General features: G+C 40.3%; 6 protein-coding genes. 3 read left to right on the forward strand and 3 right to left on the reverse strand.

From position 1 onward, the window contains the following. The first annotated feature begins 249 nt into the window (after positions 1-249). The gene (locus RMY27_RS03440) at positions 250-2,700 is read left to right on the forward strand and encodes a hypothetical protein (protein WP_322660430.1); all 2,451 of its coding nucleotides are present in this window, start codon (positions 250-252) and stop codon (positions 2,698-2,700) included. A 245-nt stretch (positions 2,701-2,945) separates the two neighbouring features. Here RMY27_RS03440 and RMY27_RS03445 read toward each other — a convergent pair whose 3' ends face one another. Then, positions 2,946-5,162, reverse strand: a complete 2,217-nt coding sequence (locus tag RMY27_RS03445; protein WP_322660431.1) for an FUSC family protein — start codon at positions 5,160-5,162, stop codon at positions 2,946-2,948. A 654-nt stretch (positions 5,163-5,816) separates the two neighbouring features. Between RMY27_RS03445 and glgP the strand changes: the two genes are divergently transcribed. Together glgP and RMY27_RS03455 are read left to right on the forward strand one after the other, a co-directional pair. Further along, complete coding sequence (glgP, locus tag RMY27_RS03450; RefSeq protein WP_322660433.1) at positions 5,817-8,030, forward strand: alpha-glucan family phosphorylase; 2,214 nt, start codon at positions 5,817-5,819, stop codon at positions 8,028-8,030. Between the two features lie 630 nt (positions 8,031-8,660). After that, positions 8,661-9,437, forward strand: a complete 777-nt coding sequence (locus RMY27_RS03455) for a Uma2 family endonuclease (protein ID WP_322660435.1) — start codon at positions 8,661-8,663, stop codon at positions 9,435-9,437. Positions 9,438-9,661: 224 nt separating this feature from the next. On the opposite strand, the gene ligA is transcribed toward RMY27_RS03455, so the two are convergent. Next, positions 9,662-11,698 (reverse strand): NAD-dependent DNA ligase LigA, encoded by a 2,037-nt coding sequence (ligA, locus tag RMY27_RS03460; RefSeq protein WP_322660437.1) that lies wholly within the window; start codon positions 11,696-11,698, stop codon positions 9,662-9,664. A 438-nt stretch (positions 11,699-12,136) separates the two neighbouring features. Beyond that, on the reverse strand, positions 12,137-13,027 hold the full coding sequence (locus RMY27_RS03465; protein ID WP_322660455.1) for a hypothetical protein: 891 nt from the start codon (positions 13,025-13,027) through the stop codon (positions 12,137-12,139). Positions 13,028-13,071: the final 44 nt, after the last annotated feature.

Here is a 13,071-nt window from a genome sequence, read left to right on the forward strand (position 1 = left end):
CAGAGAACTTTTATAGGACATTTTAATATTTACTATGATGCGGTCATGGCGAATCTTCGTGATGCAAATTATATTCTAATATTTGAGCCAAGTGACGCAAAGGATGAACTGAAATGAGCGGACATTTACGCAACTACAAACCTCAAAACCAGGGCTATTAAATTCTTCACTATATATTTTGGTATTAGTAGAACGTCGATACATGACAGATATATAATTGGTTAAACTTTAGTTATTAAGTAAATAAATATGAGTAATTTGGATCATTCTCAGCATCGAAAAGATTATCTCATTTTATTAGTAATTTGGGTGATAGCATCAGCTATAGATAGAGCTTGGTTTTTCTTAGATGAATCGATTCCAGCCTTCGATCAAAGCGCACATTTAGCTACAGCATTACATCATTATAAAATTTTTCAAAACTTCAATATCTTTTCAGGAGATTGGTGGTTATCTCTGTGGCAATTAACTCCAAGTTATCGCGCTCCTTTTGTATACATTTGCACTGTCCCATTTTTGATGTTGTTTGGTCGTGGATATGACCAAGCAAGTTTGGTTAATTTATTGTATACTGCGATGATTATAGTTTCAGTATATCAGTTAGGTCATTTTTTATTTAATAACCGAAAAACTGGCATAACTGCCAGTATATTTTGTGTGTTATTTCCTATTTTAGGGATTATTAGGACAGATTATTTATTAGATTATGGTTTGACAGCAATTGTTACAGTAACTTTTACAGTGCTGACAATTTGGAAAGATAGTTATATTGGGTTTTTGTCATGGGCGTTAACTATCCTATTGGGCGTTGGAATAGGTTTAATCTTGTTGGCTAAACCTACAGGTTTTATTTTTATTTTAGTTCCTAGTATTTGGGCATTAATTAGTTTAATTAAAAAACGCAGATTTATCAAGCTAATTCAAGCTTGTTTATCTTTGATGATAGCTTGGTTAATTTGTAGTTTTTGGTATGGCTTAAATTGGTTAACAATTATTACATCAGCATTAAACGCTAACCAAGTTGGAAAAAGGGAGGGCGATCCTTCTTCCACAACTATTGCTGGATGGTTATACTATCCACAAATGATCCCAGAAACCGTTGGTTTACCAATATTATGTGTGAGTATTAGCATTTTATTGATTTATCTAATTAAATATAAATATACTACTAATTTAATTTCAGCAAATCTCCATAAATCGGCTCGGATTTGGTTATTAGTTACCTTAGTAAGTAGCTATATAATTTGTTCTTTGGGCACAAATAAAGACATTAGATTTATTCTGCCATGTTTTCCGATAATTAGTTTAATATTGGCGGATTTATTCAATTTAATTGAAAATATATATTTTGATAGACTGAGATTAGCCACTTTAGTATTAAGTTGCATAGTTTTACTAAACAACTTGTTTCCATTACCCCTAATTCAAGCATGGGGTGGTAGACATTTACCTAATAATGATGCTAAAGAATATCCTCTGGAGAAACTCATACACAAAATCACCGAAACAAATTTATATTTAAGGTCGAATTTAGGGGTAATTCCTGTTTCTACACCGCAGATAAATGAGTATACTTTAAATTATTTTGGGACATTAGCAGATTTTCGCGTATCTGGCAGAAAATTAACAACCAAATTATCTCAGATAGAGCAAGATTTACAATATTTTTGTTGGTATATTACTAGGGATAATGAACCATATAGACCTGGAGAAAGTGGAGAGACTAAACGAAAATTAAAATCTTTAGTCGAATCTTCTACTGATTTGAAATTGCAGAGCGATTGGATATTACCTCATGGAGATAAAATGCGATTATATAGTTGCAAAAATCTTCCTGTAACTGTTGAAAAAATAAATAATAGCGAGTCTGTAATTAGTCTAGAAAAAGTAGCGATTTCTCAGCAATTAATTTTAGATAAAAACAACCCTGTAAACTATGAAATAACAGGTTCATGGAATGATTTGCAAAATGGTATATTACTGTTAAAATGGCAAAATGGCCAATCATCTTGGTATCACGATCATGCCATTGGCTTAGGTAATTTATACTGTGGCATCAAATGTCATCCTGAAGGAAGTTTCCGGGTGAAAGAAGCTTTAGCTACATTTATTCCTAAAACACTACCATTAGGAAAATATCAGCTATCAGCACTATATTTAGATAGAATAAACAACAAAACCACATCTTTAAATATTCCAGATATTACTGTAAATGTGACAGATGTAGGAACAGTAGAAAAATCGCCAGCTTTAGATTTAGTTACCCGAACTTCACAGCTAGCACAAGAGTTACAACAGGGTAAATTAAATAATCTCTTTGTGCAGATAGGTCATTTCAATCAATACGATCCTACTCAGGATTATTTAAAACAAATTGATTTCGCGGCTAATTATTATCTGCAAATAGAGCCAAATAATTTAAATTGGCGTTACACTTTAGTTTTATCACAACTTTTACAGCGCCAAGTCCCAGAATTAATCGAAAATTTAAAAGAATTAACTAAATATGATGCTCAAAATCCTTACACATGGATTTATTTAGCTTTTATCTATTTATATAATTTTCAACCTACACAAGCTGAACAAAAATTAGCGATCGCAGAACAATTAAAACCAGATATACCAGAATTAAAAACTTTAAAAACTGTAACAAATATTATGAAATTTTTGCCACTACAATGGTTTGCTACTAAGGAATAGGAGAAATGAGGAGCAACCCCCAATACGGTTCGGATAAGCACTTTTCATATCTGTTGTGGTTTGGGAAAAGGGGAAAGGGGAAGGGGTAAAGGTTTGAATTCATCTTTTCCCTTTTCTCTTTAACCGAACTGTATTGGAGCAATCCCGGTTTATACAATTGCAAGTCTGGTTTCGATTTTGGGTGTTGACATAGAATTTTTTGATTGTCTGAGGAATTGCGATCGCAATTAAATCTAACATTATTTTTATTTACTTGATATCAGTCGTATCATCGCTGAGTGCATAGCAGTCAACCGCCGAACGATCTGATCGATCTCCAAATCTAATATGCTGTAATCAATGACTGCCTGACGAATCGGTGTATGTCCTTGATTGACAGCTAACTCTTCTATTCTGGCTGTACGCAGTGCTTGCAGGTGCAGCTGGATTTTTTGCAGCGTTCCTTCCAAATCAGGTAAAGGTGGTGGGGGAATTTCCTGCTGTACCGAATCAGCTAACTGCTCTAACCCTAGCGAAATTTGGCGGACAAAGGTTTCTAATTCTGGGAGTGGCACTGTTCCTCGAAAATGTTCGAGATGTACTGCCAAAACTGTCACGGCGTTAGTAAAACGTCCCATATACAGCATTAGTGTCATTACTGGTTCTACTAATTCTTGGTGCATTTGGGGTTCGCGCAGCAATCCTTGGAAGGAGGCTTGAGCATTGCCAATTGCCAGTCCAGTTTGTCGCCGTTGACTGATAATGCTGGAGTCACGCTCTTTTGTCCCCTGGTAAACAGCCATCACATTCTGAAAGTATTTGTGACATTCTCGTAGCGCTGTGGCGAGTTGACTAGGTAAACGATCGCGTTCCCAGTTTGGCCATAAAAAGTAATGGCTCGCAAAAGCCAGTCCCGCCCCAATTAATGTATTTAACACCCGAAAACCAGCAAGTTGCCAACTAATAGGATGACCAATATCGATAATCAGTAAGACAAATATTGAGAAGAAAATCACTGAATACCCATAGTTGAAAGCGATTAGGGAAACGCCAAAAAATACTGTCAGCAGAATGATGATGTCTAATACAGGCTTACTCGTGATGGTTGCAAGTAAGATAGCAGCTAAGACAGCTCCTAAGATTGTCCCGCCAACTCGCTGGAAAAACCGTTTGAAAGTTGCACCCAAGTTTGGTTTCAGGACTAATATAATTGTCAGTGTTACCCAATAGCCCATTGGTAAATTTGTAACGCTGTATAAGATCACGCCTACAGTTAGACTCACACCAATGCGGAGAGCATGGCGAAAGATTGCCGAGTCTAAAGTCAGGTTTTCTTTGAGTAAACTTAAGAGCGATCGCTGTTCTTCTTCAAATAAAAGAAGTCTATCTATATCTCGTTGACTCATTTTGCTGCGATCTTCCAGAGATTTAGCTGTCTGAGCCGTGTATTGCAATTGCTCGATCAGCTTTTTGAGCGTCAGCACCAAGTTAGTGAAAGCAACGAGGGTTGTGTAGTCGGTTTCACTCCCAGCAATTGCTTTTCTTTGCAGACTTTCTTGTTCTTTCAGTGCTTCATAGATGCGCTTGAGGTTTCCCAAGTCGATGCTAGCAGGCTTGCGAGATATGACTTTCGCTATGGCTTGAAGAATGAATGATATTTCTGCGAGTGCATCGTCTACTAATTGCTGGACTGTATGATATTGCTGTTGTTGGAAGTGAGTTTCTAGTAATTCTGTTAAGGCAACAACTAAACCAAGCAAGCGATCGCCATCCTGAATTAGTAGCAAAAATGGCTCATTTATCCAACTCCGAGACGACTGTCCAATCCGTAATGTACCTAAAGCAGTGCGTGCTGTTTCTAATGCTTTTCTAATTTCGAGAATATTTTCAGTTGTTGCTACTTTACCTATAAATGCCTGAATGTAGTTGGCGATCGCACTGAAACAATCAGCCAAAGCTAGCCGTATTGGCTCGTAAGGTCTAAAAGGCCACATTACTAAAGAGAGTAACATCGCCCATCCACCTGCAATTAGACATAGTAGCGATCGCATGAGTGCAACTTCCAAGTTTCCTGGCTGTGCGATCGTGGTAATAAATGATATCCCTATTACTAGGCCGACATTGGCACCAGCATTACCGTACAGTGACGCAAAACCGGAAGCAATTCCCCAGAGAAGTGTCAGCACTACAGCTAGTACTGGAACTTGAGCGACTAGAGTACCCACAAATACTGAAGCAGTTATTCCCAAAGTAGCCTGTGCCATTGTCTTAGCTTTGATTTGGTAAGGGCCACCAATATTCGCTAAGTTGACAAAGTGAGCCATTAAACCAACGAATAATCCGCTTTCTCTTTGGTTAATGATTTGCCCAATTAGCATGGGAACTCCCAACGCTAAAACAGCTCGTAAGCCGTTGGATATTGCTGGTTTTCCTGGCTCTGATTGGATCAGAAATCTGAAGAAATTACTTCGATTCAACTGCATTGTTTTTGTTAATAAAACAAAATTTTTATCGCCATTATCTTAATATTTTTATATATTCAAATTTATTCTAATTGATAATGGGCAATTAAGAGCTTTGATAAAAAGTGAATCTTAGGATACATATTTTGCCACTTTATAATTCATTTTTCATGATTCTTTAACAGATATGAGTTTTATCGTGGATAACGGCATGTGCTGTGATTTTCGGATAAAAAGCATTATTATGATGCAAATAACTGTAGTTAAAAATTGACTATTATCAAGACATATAAATAACTTTAGTTGCTGATTGTAAAAATATAAATAAATATTTACAATAAAATAAAAAAAGTAAAATAATGTCAACGAATTTGATAGAAAAAAATATTAAATCTGTCCAAAAGTAGAGATAATTTTTAGAAGACGAAAACAATAAAAACCATTTACTTGGATAAGGTTTGATGTCGAGAAACTGTTCCAACTTCAGGGGAGAATTCAGCACGTGAAAACTCCAGTGTTATAAACCTGAAGAGGAAATAAAAGGGACTGAGCATGGAAAAGAGGCATCGGGGCAGGGTGCAAAAGGGAAAATTCTCCCTTGCTCCCTGCTCCCTTGCTTCTTCCCCGGTTCCCGATACATAGAGAAAAAGTTAAGCGCGAGGACATAGATTTAGTATGGCTAATAGCAGTGCAATCACCGCAGCACGACACTTGAGTGAAAAGTTACCTTCACCGCTCAAACGTTTGGCAGATTTGGCTTATAACTACTGGTGGAGTTGGAGTGGCGATCGCATCTCCCTATTCCAAACAATTGATCCCCAAGAATGGGAACGCTGTGGGCATAATCCAGTAGCAATTTTAGAGTCGGCAAGTTATGAGCGTCTGACGCAATTAGCAGAAGACCCATTTTACCTAAAGCAGATATCCGCCCTCGCGCGTGAGTTTGACCAATACATCAACCAGCAAGATACTTGGGTTAGTCGAGTTGCACCGCAAGTATCCAGAGAGCATCCTATTGCTTACTTTTGCGCCGAATTTGGCATCCATGAATCTCTACCCGTCTACTCTGGCGGCTTAGGAATTCTCGCCGGGGATCACTTGAAATCATCATCAGATTTAGGTGTGCCGTTGGTTGGTGTTGGCTTGTTATATCGCCAAGGTTATTTTCGGCAACGCTTGAACCGCCAAGGTTGGCAAGAAGATTATTATATTGACAACCCCTTTGGCCACATGCCCTTGGAGTTAATTAAAAATGAGCAAGGGGAATCGGTCACTATCGAGTTACAAGTTCGCCAACGGGTTGTAAAAGTGCAAATCTGGCGAGTGCAAGTTGGGCGAGTCACCTTATATTTATTAGATAGCGATCGCCACGATAACGATCCCATTGACCGTTGGCTAACGGGACACCTATACGGCGGTAACTTAGAAACCCGCATCGCCCAAGAAGTCGTTTTGGGAATTGGTGGAGTTCGCGCCCTACACGCCTTGGGTATTGAACCTTCTGTCTATCACCTCAACGAAGGACACGCTGCATTCTGCACCTTAGAAGTTGCGCGGGTAGAAATTGAACGGACTGGCAAATCTTTCTACGATATCGAAGCCAAGGTGCGCAACAGTTGTGTATTCACCACCCATACCCCCGTTCCCGCCGGTCATGATGTCTTTTCACCCGATTTAATCGACTCCTTCTTTGCCAGTTATTGGCCGCAATTGCGACTTTCGCGCGAACAATTTTTGGCGCTGGGTGCAAGGCGATTGGGCGATCCTTGGGAACCCTTTGGGATGACCGTTTTAGCATTGCGGATGTCTCGTGCTTGCAATGGCGTGAGTGAATTACACGGTCAAGTTTCCCGTAAAATGTGGACTGTTCTCTATCCACAGCGATCGGAAGATAAGGTACCAATTGGTTACATTACCAATGGCGTTCATGCACCCACTTGGACTGCACCCCTGTTAGGTGACTTATATGATGAATATTTGGGAGAAGACTGGAAAAATCGCGCCGTCGATCCCAAGATGTGGGCTAAAGTTGACGAGATTCCCGATGAGGAATTGTGGTCGCGGCATCTCATTCTCAAAGAAAGATTGATTGCCTTCACCCGTTATAAGGTAAAGAAATCACGGGAGTTGCGTGGCGAAAATCATCAACTCATTCAAGCAACTGAAAAACTACTCGATCCCAATGTGTTGACCATTGGATTTGCCAGACGTTTCAGCCCTTATAAACGCGGGGATCTGATTTTGCGCGATGCCGAACGCGCACTGAAGATTTTTGGTAATGCTCAACGTCCAGTACAAATTATCTTTGCAGGTAAAGCGCATCCAGCCGATGAAGAAGGTAAGCGGATTATCCAACGCTTGATGGAGTGGTGTCACAATTCCGGGATTATCAACCGAGTTGCCTTTATTGAAGATTACGACATTTACACTGGTCAAAAATTGGTGCAAGGTGTGGATGTTTGGTTAAATAATCCCCGTCGTCCTTTGGAAGCGTCTGGTACGAGTGGGCAAAAAGTCTGCTTCAACGGCGGTCTTAATTGCAGCGTTTTGGATGGCTGGTGGTGCGAAGGCTACCAAGCAGGGCCAGATGGCAAAGGAATTAACGGTTGGGCAATAGGTGAAGATGCTCATACTAGCGATCAAGAATTGCAAGATGGGATTGATTCGCGATCGCTTTACCAGCTGTTAGAAGAAGAAATCGTTCCTCTATACTATGACCAAGATGCCCAAGGTATTCCTCACCGTTGGGTGCAAATGATGAAAACGTCCATTAAGACGAATGCGCCGTTATTCAACACCGACAGGATGATTGCCGACTACGTTTCACAGGTATATGTGCCAGAAATTTCTAAGAGTGTGGAACCGATTTTAGCTAAAGTTCTGCTTTAGAGCATTTTTACTTTCCTGGTTAAATAGGGGGCGGGTTTTCTGCCCCTTTTTTTGCTCTTATATCATGTCCGCTTGATTGCTTATTAAACCCGAAGAACCCCACCCCGCCAAAGCTGCGCTTTGTCTCCCCTCCCCGCAAGCCTACGGTGTACACACAAGTTATCGAATTACCCCACCCTAACCCTCCCCTTGTAAAGGCTACGGTGTACACACAAGTCGAAAAAAGCTTGATTTTCCATTGTTTTTTCGTTGATCTCGTTCCCATGCAGAGCATGGGAATGCCTGATTTAGAGGCTTTGCCTCCAGTCAGATATTGAGTCAGAGACTCAATGAATGCATTCCCAGTCGGAGACTGGGAACGAGGAAAAACAGGAAAGTCTTATCAAGCTAGGTTTTTAGGACTTGTGTGTACACCGTAGCTTGTAAAGGGGAGGGAACCGGATTTTTCTTGTTTCCCCCCTTTACAAGGGGGGACTAAGGGGGGTAATTCGACTTGTGTGTACACCGTAGCCCCGCAAGCGGGGAGGGGTTGGGGGTGGGGTGTAATGACTGTGGTTAGTATAACTAATTATGCGGACATGATATTAGTATCGCTTGCGATAAGATCGAGAATAAATTCGTGCTGTTTTTATGGCAACCCAACTCAGCCAAGCCAAATCACCAACAGAACTGGTAATCTCTTGGGAAGCCTTGCCCAAAGATTTTCAACTAGAGGATGAACCAGTGGAGAATACCGGTCAGCCACTTTTAGCTGGTGCTTTGCGTGAAAGCCTAGAAATCAGTGGATTCATCCAACCCCAGATGTTGATAGCTTCAAACTTTGGTCTTTGTGCGACAGTCAACGAGCAATTTATTGCCAAAGCACCAGACTGGGTTTATGTGCCATCGGTTAATCAAGTGGTGGCTAACCGCAAAAGTTATACACCCAATTTAGAAGGAGATATTCCGGCGATCGCTATCGAATTTTTATCCGATACTGAGGGTGGAGAATATTCAGTCAAGCGAACTTATCCACCAGGAAAATGGTTTTTCTACGAGCAAATTTTGCAGATTCCCATTTACGTGATTTTTGAACCTTATGGCGGTTTATTAGAATATTATCAACTGGAAAATAAGCGCTATGAGTTAAAGCAACCCGACGAAAATGGTCGTCATTGGATTGATGTAATGGGCTTATTTTTAGGAACTTGGCAAGGAACAAAAGAAGGTCGCACTGGGTATTGGTTGCGCTGGTGGGATCGAGATGGTTGTTTGTTACCGTGGGCTGTAGAACAGATTGAACAAGAACGTCAACGCGCTGAACAAGAACGCCAACGCGCTGAACAAGAACGTCAGCAAAAAGAACGACTGATTGCTTACTTGCAATCTCAGGGTATTGACCCGAATAACTTACCCCCGTTTGAGTAGAGGCAATTCATCAATTGCCCTCACGAGAATCATCCGATTTTACAAAACCAACTAGTTTGCTATAGCAATTCTGAATCGTTCCTGAAAAATAATATCGCCAACTTATTTGAGAAATCGGGGATATGTAGGTTTTCGCGGTCATGCTTTTGGGCTGATTTATAAGTATGGGTTAATTGCCTGGATTCGTTCAGAAAATATATAGCATTTTAGGAGTTTACCTGATTTCAACCTTCAAGCATTTCTAATAATTGCCCCTCACTTAACTGCGCAATTCCCAAAGAAATTGCTTTTTCTAACTTGGAACCGGCATCTTCTCCTAAAACTAAATAATCTGTTTTTTTACTAACTGAATCACTCACTTTCCCCCCAGCTTTTTGAATCAAATCCTTCGCTTCATCCCGCTTCAAGGTGGGCAATGTTCCCGTAATTACAAAAGTTTTACCTGCAAACTTTTGATTACCGTCACCAACTATTTTTGTTTCCTCGGTGGCAGTTAATTGCAATCCTTCTGCTTGCAAGCGTTCTATCAATTTTTGGTTAGCATCAATCCGAAACCATTGGTACACAGATTGGGCAATTTCACCACCAATACCGTAAATACCTTCAATATCTGATTGCTTTGCTGTAGCTAACTGGTCTACAGTGAAATATTTCTGAGTCAACAATTGAGCGTTGACACTGCCAACGTGACGGATGCCTAAACCATACAATACCCTTGACCAAGGTTGATTTTTTGACTGAGCGATCGCATCGATTAATTTCTCTGCCGACTTTTTCCCCATCCTTTCTAATGCAGATAACTTCTCTGCTGTCAACTCATATAAATCGGCAACGGAATGCACCAAACCTTTATCAACGAGTTGATATACCAACTTTTCGCCCATACCTTTAATATCTAAGGCATCACGACTTACCCAATGTTCAATGGAACCTTTGAGAATTGCTGCGCACGAAGCATTGACGCACCGAGTCACCGCCTCACCTGATTCTCGCACCACCAATTGGCCGCAGACTGGGCAATGGGTGGGCATAACGAAAGGTTCAGTGTCAGCGGGACGGAGTTCTTTGATTACCCTCAGCACTTCTGGGATGATTTCCCCAGCTTTGCGGACGATGACAGTATCGCCAATGCGGATATCTAATTGAGTAATGCGATCGCTATTATGTAAAGTTGCACGGGAAACTGTTGTCCCCGCCAGTTGCACTGGGCGCATCTCTGCTAATGGCGTTAATGCCCCTGTTCTCCCAACATTTACAGCAATATTTTCCACACGGGTAGGTGCTTCTTCCGCTGGATACTTTAAAGCGATCGCCCAACGGGGAAATTTTTGCGTAAATCCTAGCTGTTCCTGAAGTTTAAAAGAATTCAGCTTCACCACTACCCCATCAGTCATGTAGGGTAAATTCAGCCGTTCCGTATCCCAGTATTCATAATATTTTGCCACTTCTGCGATCGAAGCACAGAGTTTGTGGTTGGGGTTGACTCGAAAACCCATCTTTTCCAACAACTCCAACGCTTCCCATTGGGTATTGGCAATACTGGTGTCATCTCTACCAGGAATGTGCAGGGTATAGCCAAAGAAATCTAACCGCCGTTTAGCGACAATGCGAGAGTCTAATTGCCTGAGTGTACCAGCTGCGGCATTGCGGGGATTGGCAAATAATTGCTCACTTGCTTTTTGCCTTTCCTCGTTGATTTGTTTAAACACTTCCAACGGCAAAAACGCCTCGCCTCGTACTTCCACCCTTTCCAGAATTTCTAAACCTTCAAAATTCAAACGTAAGGGAATTGAGCGAATTGTCCGCACATTTTGGGTGATATCTTCACCCGTCACCCCATCACCCCTAGTTGTGCCTCTAACTAGAATGCCATCTTGGTAAGTAAGAGCCAAAGCAGAACCATCAATTTTCAGTTCAGTGACATATTCCACTGAATCTATTTTTGGTACTTGTCGCCGCCAACGCTGATCCCATGCTTGCAACTCATCAATATTGAATGCATTTTCCAGACTGTACAAGGGGATATTGTGCCGCACCGAGGTAAACTGCGTTGCTGGCCTCTCACCTACGCGCTGAGTCGGGCTATCGGGTGCTGTCAATTCTGGATATTGAGTTTCCAGTTGTTGCAATTCTCGATATAACTGGTCATAGACTGCATCCTCCATGATTGGAGCATCTAGGACGTAATAAGCGAAGCTTGCTTGTTGCAACAACTGGCGCAATTCTTCTGTGCGCTTTACTTCAGGCTTAATCTGTGTCATAGAATTATAAAATATCTAGGATTAGGGCTAACAAATCATACATTTGTACTATACAAAATTTTGGCTTTTGAGCCATATCTCCCCCTACCCAATACTTGAATAGGGCGATCGTATCGCAAAACTTTGTCTCAGCAGAACAAGTGAAACTGTGACAACACATTATACAAAGTGTATCTATCTACAGATTGATTTGTCAGTGAGCAACCAGCTACCGTTAGCCTTATATCACTGAGTAGATTTGGGCGAATGTGAACAGATAAAATGTGAAGGGTATCTAGCCCCACGATTACGCCATACTGACTGATTATTGCCTCAAAATTACACCGCGAATCCTTTTCGGTTTGGAGGACGGTTACGAATTAAACAGTCTTTCTCTATCTGTGCTTGAGACAGTCAAACAGTGTTAAAAAATCTTTGTTTAGACGCATAAAAAATTGTTTAATAGCTTGCTAAAATTTCTACATGACTTAATGCAGCCGATACAGTTACAGGCAAATTGTACCCACCTCCATGACTAGATAGCACTGGGATTGATGATTTTTTAGCTAACTCTAACACCTTCAAAGTCAACAATTGAAATTCTTGATTAGTCCAATCTGTAATTCCTTTTCCGCAATCATCTTGATGTGAGTCATACCCAGAAAATATTAAAATTAAATCAGGTAACCAAGGTATTTTTACTAGTGCTTCTTGAAAAGCATTTAAGCTTTCATAACTTGTATAAAAATTCCCATCTATTTTCAACTTAGATAATATTTCTACTGGAAATTTGTGTGGAATTAAAGGAATATTACAGTGTCCAACTGCAAGTCCAACTGTAGTTGTACCCGCTTTTAAATTAGAAGCTTTAGCCATATAAAGGTCGGTGGCACTATGTATACTTATACAGTAAACATTTTGATCGTTAACAAAAATTGATTGCGTTCCATCACCATGATGAATATCCCAATCAACAATTAAGATTTTTTGAAAGCCTTGAGTTTGAGCGTATCTGGCTGCGGCTGCTAAAGGATTGAGTAAACAGTAACCATGTCCCCAATCTGTATGTGCATGATGCCCTGGTAGAGTAAAACAGTAAGCACGCTCTAATACTCCCTTTTTCATGTTATCTATTGCTTCTAGTAAACCTCCCAAGCCGTATAAATAACTAGGGAGGCAAAATTCTAAACCTTCACATTCACCACCGTTTGTTGGTAATAAATTATTAATCTCATTATGTTTATTTAAAGCTTTAAAAACAATATTTTTCAAATAAATATTTGTATGAACTCGGAGATAATCAGTGAGAAGAGCTTTTCGTATTGGTAAAATCGGGTAATTAGAGACTATTTATAAAGTAAATCTAAAGAAGGCTAGCCAAGTATAATTGCAAA

This window comes from Nostoc sp. DedQUE09, assembly GCF_034530915.1.
GTDB lineage: Bacteria > Cyanobacteriota > Cyanobacteriia > Cyanobacteriales > Nostocaceae > Nostoc.

Coding starts and splice junctions, on each gene's coding strand:
- RMY27_RS03440 (WP_322660430.1), top strand. CDS start 250: ATGAGTAATTTGGATCATTCTCAGCATCGAAAAGATTATCTCATTTTA.
- RMY27_RS03445 (WP_322660431.1), bottom strand. CDS start 5,162: ATGCAGTTGAATCGAAGTAATTTCTTCAGATTTCTGATCCAATCAGAG.
- glgP (WP_322660433.1), top strand. CDS start 5,817: ATGGCTAATAGCAGTGCAATCACCGCAGCACGACACTTGAGTGAAAAG.
- RMY27_RS03455 (WP_322660435.1), top strand. CDS start 8,661: ATGGCAACCCAACTCAGCCAAGCCAAATCACCAACAGAACTGGTAATC.
- ligA (WP_322660437.1), bottom strand. CDS start 11,698: ATGACACAGATTAAGCCTGAAGTAAAGCGCACAGAAGAATTGCGCCAG.